Source organism: Streptomyces sp. NPDC008163, assembly GCF_042956885.1.
GTDB lineage: Bacteria > Actinomycetota > Actinomycetes > Streptomycetales > Streptomycetaceae > Streptomyces > Streptomyces drozdowiczii_A.
In genome coordinates this window covers 438,172-456,479 of the sequence record NZ_JBIBHG010000005.1, presented here as the reverse complement: position 1 = coordinate 456,479, position 18,308 = coordinate 438,172, and the positions used below count along the sequence as shown (strand labels likewise).

Below are 18,308 nucleotides of genomic sequence, written 5' to 3'. Positions count from 1 at the left end.
GTTCGCGGTGCCTTCACATGTGATGCATCTACCCTTTTTGCATTGCTGTGCCCGGATTATCCTCTGAGCCAAGGACCGTGATCGACATGAAGGTCGGCATCCCCCGCGAAGTGAAGAACAACGAGTTCCGCGTGGCGATCACGCCTGCCGGTGTGCATGAGCTCGTCCGCCACGGCCACCGGGTCGTCGTCGAGCGGAACGCCGGAGCGGGCTCGTCCATCACGGACGAGGAGTACGTCGCGGCGGGGGCGGAGATCCTGCCCACCGCCGACGAGGTCTGGGCCGCCGCCGACCTGCTGCTCAAGGTCAAGGAACCGGTCGCCGAGGAGTACCACCGCCTCCGCAAGGGGCAGACCCTCTTCACCTACCTGCACCTCGCCGCCTCCCGCGAGTGCACCGACGCGCTCCTGGCGTCGGGCACCACCGCCATCGCGTACGAAACCGTCGAGACGGCCAACCGCGCACTGCCGCTGCTCGCCCCGATGTCCGAGGTCGCGGGCCGGCTGGCCCCGCAGGTCGGCGCGTACCACCTGATGCGCTCGGCCGGTGGCCGCGGCGTGCTGCCGGGCGGGGTCCCGGGTACGGCGGCCGGCCGCGCCGTCGTCATCGGCGGCGGCGTCTCCGGCTGGAACGCCACCCAGATCGCCGTGGGTCTCGGCTTCCACGTCACGCTGCTCGACAAGGACATCAACAAGCTCCGCGAGGCGGACAAGGTCTTCGGCACCAAGGTGCAGACCGTCGTCTCCAACGCCTTCGAGCTGGAGAAGGCCGTGGTCGAGGCCGACCTCGTCGTCGGTGCCGTGCTGATCCCCGGCGCCAAGGCCCCGAAGCTGGTCACCAACGAGCTCGTCGCCAAGATGAAGCCCGGAAGTGTACTTGTCGACATTGCAATTGATCAGGGCGGCTGCTTCGAGGACTCGCACCCCACGACGCACGCCGAGCCGACCTTCCAGGTCCACGACTCGGTCTTCTACTGCGTCGCGAACATGCCCGGCGCGGTGCCCAACACCTCGACGTACGCCCTCACCAACGCGACGCTGCCCTACATCGTGGAGCTCGCGAACCGGGGCTGGGCCGAGGCGCTGCGCCGCGACGCCGCGCTCGCCAAGGGCCTCAACGCCCATGACGGACAGGTCGTTTACCGCGAGGTGGCCGAGGCGCACGGCCTCGACCACGTCGACCTGAACACGCTCATCGGCTGACCCGGGTCAACTCGTTCGTCAACTCCGTGCGTCCGGCCGGACCTTGCTGTCAAGGTCCGGCCGGACGCACGCCCGGACCGCGCGCGCCCCCGAGCAACTCGTCTCGAACGTAACCCTTTAACCGTTTCGTACACTCGGGAAAAGTGTGTACCGAGGGTTGCGCGCCCTTGACAGCGGGGCGTTCGATTGCCGACACATCGGGCCGGGTCCGGCGGATTGTGTTGCTGCGGACAGGGGACACGCCATAGAGTCGCCAATCGTCGGCATGGTGCCACGCTGACCTATCGATAAGTTTCCTGGTCACGTCCAAGGAGGTAAGACGACTTGTGAATGAGTCGACAATTACTCCCGGGGGTGTTCAACCAGGGATGCCTGCACGGGGCCAGAGCCCGAACGGGCTGGAGGCTGTCGGCTCCGTCGCTGTCCGCACCTTCGCCACCCACCAGCACATGACGACAGCCCCCCAGATGATGGACGGCCTACACGTGAACGCCATGGCCGGCAACGAGAGTGGCCGGGACACCGCCCCCCTCGCCGACTTCGCCGAGACGCCCCAGGCGCATTTCTACGACCCCGACGCCGAGTACGAGCCCGACCCGGAGTACGCGGCCACGCTCGCGCCGGACGCCGCCCGGCAGCGCCGCGAGCGGATCGGCCCGACCGGCCGCCCCCTGCCCTACTTCCCGATCCCGGGCCCGCTGACCGACCACGGCCCCGCGAAGATCATCGCGATGTGCAACCAGAAGGGCGGCGTCGGCAAGACCACGTCGACCATCAACCTGGGTGCCGCGCTGGCCGAATACGGGCGCCGTGTCCTGCTGGTCGACTTCGACCCGCAGGGCGCCCTCTCGGTCGGCCTCGGGGTCAACCCGATGGAGCTCGACCTCACCGTCTACAACCTGCTCATGGAGCGGGGCATGGCGGCCGACGAGGTCCTGCTGAAGACCGCGGTCCCCAACATGGACCTGCTCCCCAGCAACATCGACCTCTCCGCCGCCGAGGTGCAGCTCGTCAGCGAGGTGGCCCGCGAGTCCACGCTCCAGCGCGCCCTGAAGCCGCTGATGGCCGACTACGACTACATCGTGATCGACTGTCAGCCCTCGCTCGGCCTGCTCACGGTGAACGCGCTGACCGCCGCGCACAAGGTGATAGTCCCGCTCGAGTGCGAGTTCTTCGCGCTGCGCGGGGTGGCGCTGCTCACCGAGACGATCGAGAAGGTCCAGGAGCGGCTGAACCCGGAGCTGGAGCTCGACGGCATCCTCGCCACCATGTACGACTCCCGTACGGTGCACAGCCGCGAGGTCCTGGCGCGGGTGGTCGAGGCGTTCGACGACCACGTCTACCACACGGTCATCGGGCGCACGGTCCGCTTCCCGGAGACCACGGTCGCCGGTGAGCCCATCACCACGTACGCCTCCAACTCGGTCGGTGCCGCCGCCTATCGCCAGCTCGCCAGGGAGGTGCTCGCCCGGTGTCACGCCGAGTGAGTCTGCCCGGGGCCGACGAACTGTTCCGTACGACCGGGGGGATGGGGCTCCAGTCCTCGTCGCCCGCGGAGCGCAGGCGCAAGGCGAACGGCGAGGCCCGCGTCCCGGCTCCGGCCGAGGAGAACGAACCCGGGGTCGAGGCGCCGGGCGAGGCCGCCCCGGACTCCGGCACCGCACCGGCAGCCCGCCCGGAGCACGCGGCGGCCGGCGCCGACGCGGGCGATTCGCGCAGCCGGACCGCCGAGGGCGACCGGGTCGCCGTCGCCGCCCAGGCCGGCCGCCGCCCGCAGCAGCCCGCCGAGCCCACCCCGGCGCCCGTCGTGCAGCAGCAGCGCAGGCGCGGCGGCGGACGCGGTGCGAACCGGCGCCCCAGCGGGCGCGAGCGCCACGACGAGAAGATCACGGTCTACGTCTCCGCCGAGGAGCTGATGGACCTGGAGCACGCGCGCCTCGTCCTGCGCGGCGAGCACGGCCTCGCCGTGGACCGGGGCCGGATCGTCCGCGAGGCGGTCGCCGTCGTCCTGGCGGACCTGGAATCGCGCGGCGACGCGAGCATCCTCGTACGACGGCTGCGCGGCCGCTGACCGGTACGGCGCCGGTAGCCTGCCCGTACGTACGGGCCGCCGCCCGCCGCCGTAGCACGCCCCGCGCACCCTGGAACTCCATGCCGACACCCGACGAGCCCGCCCGCACCGCCCGCCGCCCCCTGGGCCGCGGGCCGGGGGCGGGGGGCGTGCCCGTGGAGGCGCCCGAGCCGGTCCCCGGGGCGCCCGCGCCGGAAGAGGTCCCCGAAGCGGCACCCGCCCCCGACGACGGCCGGTTCACCGTCCGGCTGGCGAACTTCGAGGGCCCCTTCGACCTGCTCCTCCAGCTGATCTCCAAGCACAAGCTGGACGTGACCGAGGTCGCCCTGTCCAAGGTCACCGACGAGTTCATGGCCCACATCCGGGCGATGGGACCCGACTGGGACCTGGACCAGACGACCGAGTTCCTGGTGGTCGCCGCGACCCTCCTCGACCTGAAGGCCGCCCGGCTGCTCCCCGCCGCCGAGGTGGAGGACGAGGCGGACCTCGCGCTCCTGGAGGCCAGGGACCTGCTCTTCGCGCGGCTCCTCCAGTACCGCGCGTACAAGCGCGTCGCCGACATCTTCAGCGGCCGGCTCGACGCGGAGAGCCGCCGCTTCCCCCGTACCGTCGGCCTCGAACCGCACCACGCCGAGCTGCTGCCGGACGTCGTCATCAGCATCGGTGCCGAGGGCTTCGCCCGGCTGGCCGTGAAGGCGATGCAGCCGAAGCCCGCGCCGCAGGTGTACGTCGACCACATCCACGCCCCCCTGGTCAGCGTCCGGGAGCAGGCGGGCATCGTGGTCGCCCGCGTCCGCGAGGCCGGCGAGATCAGCTTCCGGCTGCTCACCGAGGACGCGCCGGACACCCTCACCGTCGTCGCCCGCTTCCTCGCCCTGCTGGAGCTGTACCGGGAGAAGGCGGTCGCCCTGGACCAGGACGTGGCGCTCGGTGAGCTGATGGTGCGGTGGGCCGGTGAGGCGGGGGCCGAGCCCGTAGTGACGGACGAATTCGACCAGGAGGCGCCGGACGCCTCCGCAACCCCCGAGGAGACGCCGTGACGGAACCCACCGGCTCCGCGGTCGCGGACCTCGACCTCAAGCCCGCCCTGGAGGCCGTCCTCATGGTCGTGGACGAGCCCGCCACCGAGGAGCACCTGGCCAAGGTGCTGGAGCGCCCCCGGCGGGCCGTGGCCGCCGCGCTGCGGGAGCTGGCCGACGAGTACACCGCGCAGCGGCGCGGCTTCGACCTCCGGCTCGTCGCGGGCGGCTGGCGGTTCTACACCCGGCCCGAGTACGCGGCGGCGGTCGAGGGCTTCGTCCTGGACGGCCAGCACGCCCGGCTGACCCAGGCGGCCCTCGAGACCCTGGCGGTCGTCGCGTACCGGCAGCCGGTGAGCCGGTCGCGGGTCTCGGCGGTGCGCGGGGTGAACTGTGACGGGGTCATGCGGACCCTGCTCCAGAGGGGCCTGGTCGAGGAGGCGGGCACGGAACCCGAAACAGGTGCGATCCTGTACAGGACGACGAACTACTTTCTGGAGCGGATGGGCCTGCGTGGCCTGGATGAGCTCCCGGAGCTCGCGCCCTTCCTCCCCGAGGCGGACGCGATCGAGGCCGAGACGCCAGAGGGTGTGCCGTCGTTCGATCCGGACGCACCGGACACCCCGGGAACTCACGCAGACGACAAGACGGACTTTTGATGCGAAGCAGTGGCAGGAACAGCGGTAGCGGCGGCGGCAGGAGCGGCGGCAGCGGCGGGGGCCGGAGCGGCAGGAACAACAGCGGCACCGGCAGGAACAGCAACCCGAACGCGCGGACCCCCCGCTCGGAGCGCGAGGACCGCCGGAACGAGGAGCGCCCCCGCAAGCCCAGGCCCGAGGAGCGCCGCTACGACGTGGGCTCCGAGCGGCCCGGCACCGACGGCGGCGCCCGCAAGGGGCGCGGCGCGGCGGCCCGCGGCGGCGCCAAGGGCGGCCCGAAGAGCCCGCAGGGCGGCGGCGCGAAGGGCGGCCCGCGGCGCGGCCCGTACGGCGCCCCGGCGCGCCCGCGCGAGCTGGACGCCAAGATCGAGCAGCGCAACCGCGACCGGTACGCGAACAAGCCCGAGATCAAGACCCCCAAGACGCACCCGGGCGCCGAGCAGGAGGGCGAGCGGCTGCAGAAGGTCCTGGCCCGCGCCGGCATGGGCTCGCGCCGCGCCTGCGAGGAGCTGATCGACCAGAGCAGGGTCGAGGTCAACGGCGAGATCGTCGTCGAGCAGGGCATGCGCGTCGACGTGCACAAGGACGAGATCAAGGTCGACGGGCTCACCGTCGCCACCCAGTCCTACCTGTTCTTCGCGCTGAACAAGCCGGCCGGTGTCGTCGCCTCCATGGAGGACCCGGACGGGCGCCAGTGCCTCGGCGACTACGTCACCAACCGCGAGACGCGGCTCTTCCACGTCGGCCGGCTGGACACCGAGACCGAGGGCATCATCATGCTCACCAACCACGGCGAGCTGGCCCACCGTCTCACCCACCCCAAGTACGGCGTGAAGAAGACCTACCTGGCCGCCATCCAGGGCCCGCTCCCGCGCGACCTGGGCAAGCGGCTCAAGGACGGCATCCAGCTGGAGGACGGCTACGCCCGCGCCGACCACTTCCGCGTGGTGGAGAACACCGGCAAGAACTACCTGGTCGAGGTGACCCTGCACGAGGGCCGCAAGCACATCGTGCGCCGCATGCTGGCCGAGGCGGGCTTCCCCGTCGACCGGCTCGTGCGCACCGGCTTCGGCCCGATCGCGCTCGGCGACCAGAAGTCGGGCTGGCTGCGCCGGCTCACCAACACCGAGGTGGGCATGCTGATGCGCGAGGTCGGCCTGTAGCCCTTCGCCCGCAGCGCTCGAAGGCCCGCGGCCGGTTCCCCGGAATTCTCCGGACGGAACCGGCCGCGGGCCTTTCGCATACCCGGCCGCTCCTTTATAGTCATAGTGACCATTAAGGAGGCGGGCGTGAGTCTCGCGGACATACTCGATCCCTTGCAGCAGCCCCTGGTGACGGTGCTGGACACCCCGGTCAGCTGGACCGAGGTGCTGGGCTTCGGCAGCGGCGCGCTGTGCGTCTGGCTCGTGGCCCGCCAGCACCTCGCCAACTGGCCGATCGGCATCGCCAACAACCTCTTCTTCATCCTGCTGTTCACCCAGTCCGGCCTGTACGCCGACGCCGGACTCCAGATCGTCTTCATCGCCCTCGCCGCCTACGGCTGGTGGACCTGGACCCACGGGGGTGGACCAGGGACGGACCTGCCGGTGCGGCGCACCACGCGCACCGAGTGGGCCTGGCTGCTCGCGGCGGGGGCGGTGGGGACCGCGGGGCTGACCGTCCTGCTGGACCGGGCGACCGACTCGACCGTGCCGTTCTGGGACGCCCTGACGACCGCGCTCTCGCTCGCGGCGACCTACGGACAGTGCCGCAAGCTGGTCGAGTCCTGGTGGCTGTGGATCGCCGCCGACGTCGTGTACATCCCGCTGTACGCGTACAAGGAGCTGTACCTCACCTCGCTGCTGTACGTCGGCTTCCTGACGCTGTGCCTGATCGGCCTGCGCAACTGGCGCCGCGACCTGACCGCAGCCGACCCGCGACGACCCTCGAAGGCCCTGGCATGAAGCGCTACCCGCACGGACTCGTGCTCGGCAAGTTCTACCCGCCGCACGCCGGCCACCACCACCTCGTCCGCACCGCCGCCGCCCGCTGCGAACGGCTCACCGTCCTCGTCTGCGCCGCCTCGGTGGAGTCCGTCCCGCTCGCCGACCGGGTCGACTGGATGCGCCGGGCGCACCCCGACGTGACCGTGGTCGGCGCCGTCGACGACACCCGCATGGACCTCCACGACCCCGCGATCTGGGACGCCCACATGGCCGTCTTCACCACCGCCGTGCCCGAGCGGGTGGACGCCGTCTTCACCTCGGAGTCGTACGGGGACGAACTGGCCCGCCGCTTCGGCGCCGAGTCCGTCTGCGTCGACCCCGGCCGCACCGCGTACCCCGTCTCCGGCACCGCCGTCCGCGCCGACCCGGCGGGCTGCTGGGGCTTCCTCGAAGCGCCGGTGCGGGCGGCGCTCGCCCGCCGCGTCGTCGTCCTCGGCGCGGAGTCCACCGGCACCACCACACTGGCCCGCGCGCTCGCCGCCCACTACCGGCAGCGCGGCGGGATCTGGGCGCACACCGGATACGTGGCCGAGTACGGGCGCGAGTTCAGCGAACGGAAACTGGCCGAGCTGCGCGAGCGGTGGCCCCGGGCCCAGTGGGAGGACGTCACCCTCACCACCCACGACTTCCCGCACATCGCCGAGGTCCAGAACGCCCGGGAGGAGGAGGCCGCCCGCACCGGCTCCCCGGTGCTCTTCTGCGACACGGACTCCTTCGCGACGACCGTCTGGCACGAGCGGTACGTGGGCGGGCGCAACCCCCTGGTCGAGCGCATCGCCGACCGGACCGCCCACCACCTGTGGCTGCTCACCGGCCACGAGGGCGTCGCCTTCGAGGACGACGGGCTGCGCGACGGCGAGGAGCTGCGGCCCTGGATGACCGACCGCTTCCGGGCCGAGCTCACCCGGACCGGCCGGACCTTCATCGAGGTGACCGGCAGCCGTGAGGCGCGCCTCGCCCGCGCGGTCGAGGCCGTCGACGCGCTGCTCGCCGAGGGCTGGGACTTCGCCGCGCCCCTCCCGGAGCACCGGTGAGCGCCGCCGCCCCCGAGGGCTACGACCCGAGCGCCTTCGAGCCGTTCGCGGTCACCGTGGACCTCGCGGTCTTCACGGTCCGCGAGTCCCGGCTGCACGTCCTGCTCGTGGAACGCGGCGCGGAGCCCTACCAGGGCCACTGGGCGCTCCCCGGCGGCTTCCTGCTGCCCCGCGAGTCCGCGGGGGCCGCCGCGCGCCGCGAGCTGGCCGAGGAGACCGGGCTGAGCGACGACACGGTCTCCGGGCTCCACCTGGAGCAGCTGCGCACCTACAGCGACCCGGACCGCGACCCCCGGATGCGTGTCGTCTCCGTCGCCCACACCGCCCTCGTCCCGGACCTGCCCGAGCCGCGCGGCGGCGGTGACGCGGCGGGGGCGCGGTGGTGGGACGCGGCCCGGACGGGCCCGCTCGCCTTCGACCACGACCGCATCCTCGCGGACGCCCGCGACCGGGTCGGCGCCAAGCTGGAGTACACCTGCCTGGCCACCGCGTTCTGCCCGCCGCACTTCACCCTGGGCGAGCTGCAACAGGTCTACGAGACGGTCTGGGGCGTCGAGCTGGACCGCCCCAACTTCCGCCGCAAGGTCCTCGCGACCCCGGGCTTCGTACAGCCCGCCGAAGGCGCCCCCCGCCGCACCGGCGGCCGCGGCAAACCGGCCGCCCTCTACCGCGCGGGCGACGCCACCGCACTGCACCCCCCGCTCCTGCGACCGGAAGGACGGCAAGCATGACGACGACCCGCACGAAGAAGGCCGCGACCGGCGCGCTGACCGGGCTCGCGCTCGGCGACGCGCTGGGATTCCCCACCGAGTTCAACGACGTGCCGTCGATCCTCGCCAAATGCGGGCCCTGGCGGGAGATGGGGCTGCCGGAGCCGGCCTTCGTCACCGACGACACCCAGATGACCCTGGCGCTGGGCCGGGGCCTGCGCACCGCCATGGACCGGGGCCTGCTCACCGGGCTGCGGCTGGCCCGCCCGGTGCGCGAGGAGTACGTCGACTGGTACCACTCGCCCGACAACGACCGCGCCCCCGGCCGCACCTGCCTGGAAGCCTGCGAACTCCTCGACGGCGACCGCCCTTGGCAGGAGGCCAGCCGGACCGGCTCCAAGGGCTGCGGCGCCAACATGCGCGTCGCGCCCATCGGCCTCGCGCCCGGCCTCACCGACGAGCAGCGCTCCGGCGCCGCCCAGCTCCAGTCGGCCCTGACCCACGGCCACCCCACCGCCCTCGCCGCGTCCGACCTGACGGCCCGGGCGGTGCACCTGCTGGCCCATGGGACCGAACCGCTCGGCCTGATCGGCCAGTTGCGCTCGTACGCGTACGAGAACCGCGAGCGCTACCTCGACCGGTGGCTCGGCGACCTCTGGCGCCACACGCACGACGCCTCGCCCGAGGCCTACATCAGCCGGGGCTGGGACGAGTGCCTGGCCGCGCTGGAGACCGTCCAGGACGCCCTGCGCACCCCCTCGCCGGAGACCGACCCCTGCGAGCGGACGGGGGACGGCTGGATCGCCGAGCACGCCCTCGCCACCGCCCTGCACTGCTTCCTGCTCTTCCCGGACGAACCCGTCACCGCCCTGCGCCGCGCCGCCTGCACCCGGGGCGACTCGGACTCCATCGCCTGCCTGACCGGCGCACTGGCCGGCGCCCACCTGGGCCCGGACGCCTGGCCCGCCGCCTGGGTGGAACGCATCGAGTACCGGGACGAGCTGCTGGAGCTCGGGGCGCTCTGGGACGCCTGAGCCGCGCTCAGCCGGCGGACGCCCCTGCCGACGCCCGGCGCGTGCGGACGAGGAAGTCCTCCACGCGGGCCCGGTCCGGCTCGGCGGGCAGCGGGGACGTGGCGGCCGCCTCGTCGTTCTCGGTGGCGAGACGGGTCATGCGGCGTTCCACCTCCGGCCAGGGGACCTCGCCGCGCTTGACCGCGAGGAGGGCTTCGCGGGCATCGCCCACCTCGATCGTCAGTTCGCCGGTGCGCAGCAGGTCCCGGCAGCTCGCCAGCAGGCGCAGCAGGTGCATGGCGTGCTTCCAGCGCGGGGCGCCGTACTGGCGGACGTCCGCCTCCAGCTTGCGGCGCTGGGCCAGGGCATAGCGTACGAAGGAGTCGTGCGCCCGGCGGGAGAGGAAGGCGCCCCGCAGGGCCAGCAGCTCCCGGCCGGTGTCGTCCACGTGATCGACCAGCGGCGAGTGCAGGCACTCCAGCACGTTCGGGTTGGCGCGCAGGGCCAGCTCGCAGAAGCGTTCCAGCTCCCAGGAGAACTGCTCGTCCGCCGGGCCCTCGATGTGCGTGGGCGGCTTCTCGAAGCGCCAGAACAGCGGGGTCGGCGCCAGGAACACGCCCCGCCGGTCGGTGTCGCTGGTCTCGGTGGCGAGACCGAAGGCGCGCGACCCCATCACACAGGAGTACACCGTGTGGCGGCGCACCAGGTCCTCGTCGGTCGGCGTGATCATGCCGGGAGGCTACGCGAGGACCGGGCGCGGGCGCGTCTCATAAAAAGGGCGGGCGGGCACCGGACCCCGGCGCCCCTCTACGCTGATCGCACACGCACGAAGCGGTACGGAACGAGCAAGGAGCACGACGTGGCGGTACGAGCGGTCCGGGGCGCAGTCCAGCTGGACCGGGACGAGACCGGGCACCTGCACGAGCAGGTCGGTGCGCTGCTCACCGCCGTCCTGGAGCGCAACGAACTCGTCGCGGACGACCTGATCAGCATCTGGTTCACGGCCACGCCCGACCTGCACAGCGACTTCCCGGCCGCCGCCGCGCGCTCCATCGGGATCACCGACGTACCGCTGATCTGCGCCCAGGAACTGGACATCGAGGGCGCCATGCCCCGGGTGGTCCGCGTCCTGGCGCACGTCGAGACCTATCTGTCCAAGGCCGAGATCAACCACGTCTACCTCGGCGCCACCGCCGCCCTGCGCAAGGACATCGCCCAGTGAGAACCGCCGTCGTCATCGGTACCGGCCTCGTCGGGACCTCCGCGGCCCTCGCCCTCGCGGGCCGGGGCGTCACCGTCCACCTGGTCGACCACGACCCCGAGTCCGCCAGGACCGCCGCCGCGCTCGGCGCCGGTACGGACGAGCCGGCCGAGGGCCGCGTCGACCTGGCGGTCGTCGCCGTGCCGCCCGCCCACACCGCGACCGTGCTCGCCGCCGCCATGCGCGACGGGGTGGCCCGGGGCTACCTCGACGTCGCCAGCGTCAAGGGCGGCCCGCGCCGCGAGCTGGAGGCGCTGGGGGCCGACCTCACCCCGTACATCGGTACGCACCCCATGGCCGGCAAGGAGCGCTCCGGGCCGCTCGCCGCGACCGCCGACCTCTTCGAGGGGCGGCCCTGGGTGCTCACCCCGACCCGGGAGACCGACACCGAGGTGCTGAACCTCGCCCTGGAGCTGGTCGCGCTCTGCCGGGCCGTCCCGGTCGTCATGGACGCCGACGCCCACGACCGGGCCGTCGCGCTCGTCTCGCACACCCCGCAGCTGATCTCCTCGATGGTCGCGGCGCGGCTCGAGGACGCCGACGAGAGCGCGGTACGGCTGTGCGGGCAGGGGATCAGGGACGTGACCCGGATCGCGGCCTCGGACCCGCGCATGTGGGTCGAGATCCTTTCCGCCAACCCCGGTCCCGTCGCCGACGTCCTCGCGGGCGTCGCCGCCGACCTGGAGGAGACGGTCACCGCGCTGCGCGGGCTCCAGTCCGCCGACGAGGAGAAGCGCCGCGCGGGCACCGAGGGCATCCGCTCCGTCCTGAGCCGGGGCAACGCGGGCCGCGTCCGGGTGCCCGGCAAGCACGGCGCCGCCCCGGCCTCGTACGAGACGGTCGCCGTCCTGATCAGCGACCGGCCCGGCGAGCTGGCCGCCATCTTCGCCGACGCGGGCCGGTCCGGGGTCAACATCGAGGACGTCCGCATCGAGCACGCCAGCGGCCAGCAGGCCGGTCTCGTCCAGCTCATGGTCGAACCCAGCGCAGCCCCCGTCCTGGCGGCGGCCCTCCGCGAGCGGGGCTGGTCGATCCGTCAGTAGGACCGTGGGACAATAGCCGGTCGCACACTTGTCCACAGGGGTGACCGGACCCGTCCCCGCACTCGGTAACCTTGTGCGGGGCGGGTTCACGCGTCCCGTCCAGCCCGCCCCGAGCACCAGGAAGGTGTCCACCACCGTGGAAACCGTAAGCGCCGCCGTCCGGACCGCCCCGGCCGCAGTGATCGTCGCCATCGACGGCCCCTCCGGCACCGGCAAGTCCAGCACCTCCAAGGCCGTCGCCGCCCAGCTCGGCCTCAGCTATCTGGACACCGGCGCCCAGTACCGCGCCATCACCTGGTGGATGCTGAACAACGGCATCGACGTGCACGACCCCGCGCAGGTCGCGACCGCCGCCGCCAAGCCCGTCATCGTCTCCGGCACCGACCCGGCAGGCCCGACGATCACCGTCGACGGCGAGGACGCCTCCGGCCCGATCCGCACCCAGGAGGTCACCTCCAAGGTCAGCGCCGTCAGCGCCGTCCCCGAGGTGCGCACCCTGATCACCGAGCTCCAGCGCTCCATCGCCGCCGAGGCCGAGAAGGGCATCGTGGTCGAGGGCCGCGACATCGGCACCACCGTGCTGCCCGACGCCGACATCAAGATCTTCCTCACCGCGTCGCCGGAGGCCCGTGCCGCCCGCCGCAGCGGCGAGGTCAAGGGCTCCGATCTCGCCGCCACCAGGGAGGCGCTGATCAAGCGGGACGCGGCCGACTCCGGCCGCAAGACCTCCCCGCTCGCCAAGGCGGCCGACGCGGTCGAGGTGGACACCACCGAGCTGACGCTCCAGCAGGTCATCGAGTGCGTCGTCACCCTCGTCGGGGAGAAGCGGGCCGCGAAGTGACCGACGCCACGAGCGCGCCCTCGCCGCGTGGTGCGGCGGTCGGGCGCGGCATCGGGATCGGGCTGATGTACGGGCTCTTCAGGCCCCGCGTCCTCGGTGCCTGGCGGGTCCCGGCCTCGGGACCCGTCATACTCGCGGTGAACCACTCGCACAACATCGACGGGCCGATGCTGATGGGCACCGCGCCCAGGCCCGTCCACTTCCTGATCAAGAAAGAGGCGTTCGTCGGCCCCCTCGACCCGTTCCTGCGCGGAATCGGGCAGCTGGAGGTGGACCGTACGACCGCCGACCGCACCGCCATCACCCGCGCGCTCGGCGTGCTGGAGGACGGCGGGGTGCTCGGGATCTTCCCCGAGGGCACCAGGGGCGAAGGAGACTTCGCCTCGCTGCGTGCCGGGCTCGCGTACTTCGCGGTGCGCAGCGGGGCGCCGATCGTCCCCGTGGCCGTCCTGGGAAGCACCGAGCGCCGCGGACGGTTGATATCGGCACTGCCGCCGCTGCGCAGCCGCGTGGACGTCGTCTTCGGGGACGCTTTCGAAGCGGGCGATGGAAGCGGCAGGCGTACGCGCAAGGCGCTCGACGAGGCCACGCTGCGCATCCAGGCCCGGCTGACCGGCCACCTGGAGCACGCCGGGCGCCTCACCGGGCGCACCGGGTAAGACTTGAGTAGTGGACCGCGCGCTGCGTGGTCCATCGATGATGATGCAAAGAGGAACGGACTTCATGAACGACCAGATTCACTCCGGCGGCTCGGACCACGAGCACGGAGAGCTTGGCGATGCCGAGTACGCGGAGTTCATGGAGCTCGCCGCGCAGGAAGGCTTCGACCCCGAGGAGGTCGAGGGCGCGCTGGACGAGGCCGGTCACGGACCGCTCCCCGTCCTCGCCGTCGTCGGCCGGCCCAACGTCGGCAAGTCGACCCTGGTGAACCGGATCATCGGCCGCCGCGAGGCCGTCGTCCAGGACAAGCCGGGCGTCACCCGCGACCGCGTCACCTACGAGGCCGAGTGGGCCGGCCGCCGCTTCAAGGTCGTCGACACCGGCGGCTGGGAGCAGGACGTCCTCGGCCTCGACGCCTCCGTCGCCGCCCAGGCGGAGTACGCGATCGAGACGGCCGACGCGGTCGTCTTCGTCGTGGACTCCACCGTCGGCGCCACCGACACCGACGAGGCCGTCGTCAAGCTGCTGCGCCGGGCCGGCAAGCCCGTCGTGCTCTGCGCCAACAAGGTCGACGGGCAGAGCGGCGAGGCGGACGCCACCGCCCTGTGGTCGCTCGGTCTCGGCGAACCGCACCCGGTCTCCTCGCTGCACGGCCGCGGCACCGGAGACATGCTCGACGCCGTCCTGGAGGCCCTGCCCGAGGCCCCGCCGCAGTCCTTCGGCACGGCGGTCGGCGGCCCCCGCCGCATCGCGCTCATCGGCCGCCCGAACGTCGGCAAGTCCTCCCTGCTGAACAAGGTGGCCAACGAGGACCGCGTCGTCGTCAACGAGCTGGCCGGCACCACCCGTGACCCGGTGGACGAGCTCATCGAGCTGGGCGGCGTCACCTGGAAGTTCATCGACACGGCCGGCATCCGCCGCCGGGTCCACCTCCAGGAGGGCGCGGACTACTACGCCTCGCTGCGCACCGCCGCCGCCCTGGAGAAGGCCGAGGTCGCGGTCATCCTGATCGACTCCAGCGAGACGATCAGCGTCCAGGACCAGCGCATCGTGACCATGGCCGTGGAGGCGGGCCGCGCCGTCGTGCTCGCCTTCAACAAGTGGGACACGCTGGACGAGGAGCGCCGCTACTACCTGGAGCGCGAGATCGAGACCGAGCTCGCGCAGGTCGCGTGGGCCCCCCGGGTCAACGTCTCGGCCCGCACCGGCCGCCACATGGAGAAGCTGGTCCCGGCGATCGAGACCGCGCTCGACGGCTGGGAGACCCGCGTCCCGACCGGCCGGCTCAACGCCTTCCTGGGCGAGATCGTCGCCGCCCACCCGCACCCGGTCCGGGGTGGCAAGCAGCCCCGCATCCTGTTCGGCACCCAGGCGGGCACCAAGCCGCCGCGCTTCGTGCTCTTCGCCTCCGGCTTCCTGGAGCACGGCTACCGGCGCTTCGTGGAGCGCCGCCTGCGCGAGGAGTTCGGCTTCGAGGGCACCCCGATCCACATCTCGGTCCGGGTCCGCGAGAAGCGGGGCCGCAAGAAGTAACCCCTTCCGTACGACGCAGCCCCGGAGCGCTCGGTCACCGAGCGCTCCGGGGCTGCGTCGTACGGAAGGGTGGTCAGGCGTCCCGGGAGCCGGGCGGCAGGGCCGCGGGCCGGGTGCGCCCCGCGTGCCGGCCCACCCGCTGCCAGCCGCCGAGGCTTCCGGAGCGGGTGCCCGTGCCGGAGCGGTCGCCCGCCGCCGTCACCGTACCGCCGGGCGATGAGTGGCCCGAGTGGCCGCGCATGGGGGCACGTGAGCCGAAGAGGCCGAGGCCGAGGGCCTGGAGGCCCAGACTCTCCTCGCCGGTCCGGTCACCCGGCAACGCCCGGAACGAGCGGCGGTACTCGGAGTACAGCGCGTCGTAGATCGGGGTGTGGGACGGGCCGCCCGAGGGGTCCTGCGCGGGACGCATCGCAGGGATCGGGCTCGGACGCTGGTGGGAGGGGTCGTATGAGTGCACGTAGGTGCCAACGACCTCGTCGGCCGTCGGATGCGGGCCCGCCGGGGAAACACCCGTCGGGCAGACAACTGTTCGCCGCCGGGGCTCCGGACGCGCGGTCACGGTCAGGTCCCGGCCAGCGGCATGGCGGCGGCGACCAGCAGCCCGGCGGCCGACGCCTTCTCCAGCGCGTCGCGCAGCAGGTCCTCGCGGGGCTGCTGGCCGATGGAGCCCGCCGGGGCGGCGTAGACCAGCACGGTCTGCGACTTGTTGGCGGCGGTCCGCCAGCCCTCGGTGACCTGGAGCGGTGCGTGCGCCTGCCACCAGGCGACCGGGGTGCCGCCCCCCGTACCGGGCTGGAGCACGGCGTGCAGCTGGCCCATGGCGAGCAGGATCGACCAGCCGTGCAGCACCTCCGGCACCTGCTCCATGCGGTGGACCGGCTGGAAGCCCTGTTCCAGGAGGAGCTGGAGGAACTGGTCGCCGTCCCGGCCGTCCGTCCCGGGGCGGGCGATCGCGCCGGTCGGCTCGACGACCAGCGCCGGGTGCAGTTCGTCGTCGATCAGGACGAGGCCGCTGGTGATGCCGAGGACGGCCTGCTCGGGGACGACCCGCTCCGGCTCCCCCTGCTCGCCGCCGGTGATGCTGCGGACGGCGCCCTGGAGCTGCTCCTCGGCGACCTGGACGACCTGCGAGGGGATGCAGCTGGCGTGTGCGAAGGCGAGCACGGCGGTCTCGTCGCCGACGAACAGCACCGTGCTGGTGCGCTCCTGCTCGGAGTCGCCGGGGGTGCGGCAGGAGGTGCAGTCGTAACTGCCCGGGGCGTTGTCGCCGACGAGCAGCCGGTCGGCTTCGGCGTCGCCGATCTCGGCGCGTACGTCCTCGCTGACGTCGAGCATGCGCGGCACGGGTGGCTCCTCGAACTCGGTACGTGCGCCGGGCGGTTCCCGGCTCAGAGATGACAACGGGCGAGCCGCTGCCGGGGTCACGCGGGAAGCCGTACGGAATCGGGCCCGGGCGCGCCGCGAGGGCGTGGGATCGCCCGACAAAGGGGGAGAAAACCGCCCGCGCGCACGGGTGTGGAGAGGCGATCGCGGGGTAGACGGGCGATGCGGCGGCTCCCCGCCCGCGCGCCGGAATGCGCGGAACCGGGTTGTCCGCTATACGGTCCCGTGGCCACGGGCGGGCCCGTCCGATGGTATGCCTGTCGGTCCTGGGGATAAGGGTGCGATAAGGGATGGTGAATGGCCGGCGAAGGCCGCCTTTGCGGAACGTTTTCCCGCCGGGAATTCGGCCTCGCCCCCGAGTGGAAATCCCCGCCGTTTTCCCTCCGGTCCGAAGATCGTTCAACGGCCTGTGCGATTACTGTGCGTCCGGTTGTGAATCGCACGTTCGGGTGAAGGGGTCCGCGGGGAACACGTGTCGGGATCCTGTGACACAAGTGTGACCGGTGCGGGACGTGCGGATGCCGTGTGCCCGTGCGCGGCCCCCGCTACCGCCTCCGCGACCGGGCGCCTACGGTGAGAGGTATGGCACCCATACCGACACCTCCCGCCCAGCCCGACGACGCCGCCGGCGCGTATGTGGGGCTCTCCGCAGAGACCGCCGAGCAGCGGGCCCGGGAGCACGGCTGGTCCACCGTACGGGCCCTGGCGCCGGGCACGGTCATCACCATGGAGTTCCAGTCCGGCCGGATCAACTTCGAGGTCGACGGGGGCGTCGTCAGGCGCTGCTGGACCGGCTGAGACCTCCGGCGTACGCGTGAGGGGCCCCGACCACGTCCGGTCGGGGCCCCTCACGCGTACGCCGGGATCAGCCGCCGGCGACCGGCCGGGCCGGAGCCGTGCCCCCGCGCGGCGCGCGGTCCGCGTGCGGCGGACGCCGGCTGCCGGCCGGCGTCACCGGGGACCGCTCGGAACGCACCGCGTGGGCGGTGGCCGGTGCGGGATGGGGGCGCGGGCGGCCGTTCGCGGCCGGTGGGCGCCCGGCCTGGCCGCGGGCCGGGCCCTGTGCCGCCGACTCCTCGGCGGGCTGCTGCGCGGCGGGCTGTACGGCCGGCACGGGTACCGGGGCGTCAGCGTCGGGCGCCGGGGCCACGGGGCGGCTGCCGGGGGCGCCGAGCCGGGCCCGGGCGGCGAAGATCCAGTTCTCGGCGCGGGTGATCAGCGGCTCCACCCAGGGCAGGCCGAGCAGGATCAGCAGGCCCGCCGCCCAGCCGAGGAGCACATCGCTCAGCCAGTGCGTACCGAGGTAGACCGTCGTCAGGCCGACTCCGAGCGAGACGATCGCGGACATGGCCGACAGATAGCGCCTGGCCCTCGGGGTGGCGGCCAGGTAGGCGAGGATTCCCCAGGTCACGACGGCGTTGGCGGTGTGGCCGGAGGGAAATATATCGCCGCCGGCGAAGAGCTCGGCCGACCCGATCCTGGTCGCGTAGTGCGGGCCGAGCCGGCCGAGGCCGATCTTGACCGCGCCCACCGTCAGGTTGAGCAGCAGCAGCGAGGCGCCGAGCGTCAGCAGCGGACGCAGGGTGTGCTGCCGCCAGGAGCGCCAGCCGAGCCAGCAGGCGACCATGACCGCGGTGGGCCCGCGCTGACCGAGGACCACGTAGTAGTCGAGGGCGGCGTGGATTTCGGGCCACTGCTGGTAGGGCCGGAAGAGCATGACCTTCCAGTCCAGGGCCACCAGCCAGGACGACATGAGCACGGCAACGACGATGGCCAGATAGAACGCCAACGTCCCGCCGAAGAGAGCGATGCGGTGACGGCTCATCCGCGGTGTCTCTATCTTCGGCGGTTCCGGCTCCCGGTCCAGCCGGGCGAAGATGTCGGTACGCACCCA

20 protein-coding genes are annotated in these 18,308 nt (G+C 72.7%); 16 read left to right on the top strand and 4 right to left on the bottom strand.

Annotated elements, in window-relative coordinates:
• Window positions 1-86 precede the first annotated feature (86 nt).
• The 10 genes from ald (at window position 87) to ACFZAT_RS14665 (ending at window position 9,714) form a co-directional block, all read left to right on the top strand.
• Window positions 87-1,202 (top strand): alanine dehydrogenase, encoded by a 1,116-nt coding sequence (ald, locus tag ACFZAT_RS14710; protein ID WP_391264238.1) that lies wholly within the window; start codon window positions 87-89, stop codon window positions 1,200-1,202.
• Between the two features lie 368 nt (window positions 1,203-1,570).
• Window positions 1,571-2,689, top strand: a complete 1,119-nt coding sequence (locus ACFZAT_RS14705) for a ParA family protein (RefSeq protein WP_073968097.1) — start codon at window positions 1,571-1,573, stop codon at window positions 2,687-2,689.
• Entirely contained in the window at window positions 2,686-3,273 is a 588-nt protein-coding gene (locus ACFZAT_RS14700; RefSeq protein ID WP_391264293.1) for a hypothetical protein, read from the top strand. The genes ACFZAT_RS14705 and ACFZAT_RS14700 overlap by 4 nt, the downstream gene beginning before the upstream one ends.
• Window positions 3,274-3,353: 80 nt before the next feature.
• Window positions 3,354-4,313: a segregation/condensation protein A gene (locus tag ACFZAT_RS14695; protein ID WP_391264236.1), complete on the top strand. Its 960-nt coding sequence runs from the start codon at window positions 3,354-3,356 to the stop codon at window positions 4,311-4,313.
• Window positions 4,310-4,951 carry an SMC-Scp complex subunit ScpB gene (gene scpB, locus ACFZAT_RS14690; RefSeq protein WP_391264233.1) on the top strand — a complete coding sequence of 214 codons (642 nt, stop codon included), beginning with the start codon at window positions 4,310-4,312 and terminating at the stop codon, window positions 4,949-4,951. Before ACFZAT_RS14695 ends, scpB begins: the two co-directional genes overlap by 4 nt.
• Window positions 4,951-6,114, top strand: coding sequence for a pseudouridine synthase (locus ACFZAT_RS14685; RefSeq protein WP_391264231.1), 1,164 nt, complete (start codon window positions 4,951-4,953; stop codon window positions 6,112-6,114). Before scpB ends, ACFZAT_RS14685 begins: the two co-directional genes overlap by 1 nt.
• A 126-nt stretch (window positions 6,115-6,240) precedes the next feature.
• Window positions 6,241-6,894: a nicotinamide riboside transporter PnuC gene (pnuC, locus tag ACFZAT_RS14680; protein WP_391264228.1), complete on the top strand. Its 654-nt coding sequence runs from the start codon at window positions 6,241-6,243 to the stop codon at window positions 6,892-6,894.
• Window positions 6,891-7,970: an AAA family ATPase gene (locus ACFZAT_RS14675; protein WP_391264226.1), complete on the top strand. Its 1,080-nt coding sequence runs from the start codon at window positions 6,891-6,893 to the stop codon at window positions 7,968-7,970. Before pnuC ends, ACFZAT_RS14675 begins: the two co-directional genes overlap by 4 nt.
• Complete coding sequence (locus ACFZAT_RS14670; protein WP_391264224.1) at window positions 7,967-8,701, top strand: NUDIX domain-containing protein; 735 nt, start codon at window positions 7,967-7,969, stop codon at window positions 8,699-8,701. The genes ACFZAT_RS14675 and ACFZAT_RS14670 overlap by 4 nt, the downstream gene beginning before the upstream one ends.
• Window positions 8,698-9,714, top strand: a complete 1,017-nt coding sequence (locus ACFZAT_RS14665) for an ADP-ribosylglycohydrolase family protein (protein WP_391264222.1) — start codon at window positions 8,698-8,700, stop codon at window positions 9,712-9,714. Before ACFZAT_RS14670 ends, ACFZAT_RS14665 begins: the two co-directional genes overlap by 4 nt.
• 7 nt (window positions 9,715-9,721) lie before the next feature.
• Here the strand turns inward: ACFZAT_RS14665 and ACFZAT_RS14660 are convergent, their stop codons facing one another.
• A complete protein-coding gene (locus tag ACFZAT_RS14660; protein ID WP_391264220.1) occupies window positions 9,722-10,423 on the bottom strand; it encodes a DNA polymerase beta superfamily protein in 702 nt (233 codons plus the stop codon).
• Between the two features lie 129 nt (window positions 10,424-10,552).
• On the opposite strand from ACFZAT_RS14660, the gene aroH reads away from it, so the two are divergent.
• The 5 genes from aroH (at window position 10,553) to der (ending at window position 15,031) form a co-directional block, all read left to right on the top strand.
• The gene (aroH, locus tag ACFZAT_RS14655) at window positions 10,553-10,915 is read left to right on the top strand and encodes a chorismate mutase (RefSeq protein ID WP_330311449.1); all 363 of its coding nucleotides are present in this window, start codon (window positions 10,553-10,555) and stop codon (window positions 10,913-10,915) included.
• Complete coding sequence (locus ACFZAT_RS14650) at window positions 10,912-11,997, top strand: prephenate dehydrogenase (protein ID WP_391264217.1); 1,086 nt, start codon at window positions 10,912-10,914, stop codon at window positions 11,995-11,997. The genes aroH and ACFZAT_RS14650 overlap by 4 nt, the downstream gene beginning before the upstream one ends.
• Before the next feature lie 124 nt (window positions 11,998-12,121).
• A complete protein-coding gene (gene cmk, locus ACFZAT_RS14645; RefSeq protein ID WP_391264215.1) occupies window positions 12,122-12,838 on the top strand; it encodes a (d)CMP kinase in 717 nt (238 codons plus the stop codon).
• A complete protein-coding gene (locus ACFZAT_RS14640; RefSeq protein WP_391264213.1) occupies window positions 12,835-13,497 on the top strand; it encodes a 1-acyl-sn-glycerol-3-phosphate acyltransferase in 663 nt (220 codons plus the stop codon). Before cmk ends, ACFZAT_RS14640 begins: the two co-directional genes overlap by 4 nt.
• A gap of 64 nt (window positions 13,498-13,561) precedes the next feature.
• Entirely contained in the window at window positions 13,562-15,031 is a 1,470-nt protein-coding gene (gene der, locus ACFZAT_RS14635; protein ID WP_391264211.1) for a ribosome biogenesis GTPase Der, read from the top strand.
• A 73-nt stretch (window positions 15,032-15,104) separates the two neighbouring features.
• Here the strand turns inward: der and ACFZAT_RS14630 are convergent, their stop codons facing one another.
• Both ACFZAT_RS14630 and ACFZAT_RS14625 read right to left on the bottom strand, forming a co-directional pair.
• Window positions 15,105-15,440 carry a hypothetical protein gene (locus ACFZAT_RS14630; protein WP_391264209.1) on the bottom strand — a complete coding sequence of 112 codons (336 nt, stop codon included), beginning with the start codon at window positions 15,438-15,440 and terminating at the stop codon, window positions 15,105-15,107.
• 152 nt (window positions 15,441-15,592) lie between these two features.
• The gene (locus tag ACFZAT_RS14625; RefSeq protein ID WP_391264207.1) at window positions 15,593-16,375 is read right to left on the bottom strand and encodes a hypothetical protein; all 783 of its coding nucleotides are present in this window, start codon (window positions 16,373-16,375) and stop codon (window positions 15,593-15,595) included.
• Window positions 16,376-16,996: 621 nt separating this feature from the next.
• Between ACFZAT_RS14625 and ACFZAT_RS14620 the strand changes: the two genes are divergently transcribed.
• Window positions 16,997-17,212, top strand: coding sequence for an I78 family peptidase inhibitor (locus ACFZAT_RS14620; protein ID WP_391264205.1), 216 nt, complete (start codon window positions 16,997-16,999; stop codon window positions 17,210-17,212).
• A 67-nt stretch (window positions 17,213-17,279) separates the two neighbouring features.
• On the opposite strand, the gene ACFZAT_RS14615 is transcribed toward ACFZAT_RS14620, so the two are convergent.
• A complete protein-coding gene (locus ACFZAT_RS14615; RefSeq protein ID WP_391264202.1) occupies window positions 17,280-18,305 on the bottom strand; it encodes a phosphatase PAP2 family protein in 1,026 nt (341 codons plus the stop codon).
• Window positions 18,306-18,308: the final 3 nt, after the last annotated feature.

Coding starts and splice junctions, on each gene's coding strand:
- ald (WP_391264238.1), top strand. CDS start 87: ATGAAGGTCGGCATCCCCCGCGAAGTGAAGAACAACGAGTTCCGCGTG.
- ACFZAT_RS14705 (WP_073968097.1), top strand. CDS start 1,571: ATGCCTGCACGGGGCCAGAGCCCGAACGGGCTGGAGGCTGTCGGCTCC.
- ACFZAT_RS14695 (WP_391264236.1), top strand. CDS start 3,354: ATGCCGACACCCGACGAGCCCGCCCGCACCGCCCGCCGCCCCCTGGGC.
- ACFZAT_RS14685 (WP_391264231.1), top strand. CDS start 4,951: ATGCGAAGCAGTGGCAGGAACAGCGGTAGCGGCGGCGGCAGGAGCGGC.
- ACFZAT_RS14675 (WP_391264226.1), top strand. CDS start 6,891: ATGAAGCGCTACCCGCACGGACTCGTGCTCGGCAAGTTCTACCCGCCG.
- ACFZAT_RS14665 (WP_391264222.1), top strand. CDS start 8,698: ATGACGACGACCCGCACGAAGAAGGCCGCGACCGGCGCGCTGACCGGG.
- ACFZAT_RS14660 (WP_391264220.1), bottom strand. CDS start 10,423: ATGATCACGCCGACCGACGAGGACCTGGTGCGCCGCCACACGGTGTAC.
- der (WP_391264211.1), top strand. CDS start 13,562: ATGAACGACCAGATTCACTCCGGCGGCTCGGACCACGAGCACGGAGAG.
- ACFZAT_RS14630 (WP_391264209.1), bottom strand. CDS start 15,440: ATGCGTCCCGCGCAGGACCCCTCGGGCGGCCCGTCCCACACCCCGATC.
- ACFZAT_RS14620 (WP_391264205.1), top strand. CDS start 16,997: ATGGCACCCATACCGACACCTCCCGCCCAGCCCGACGACGCCGCCGGC.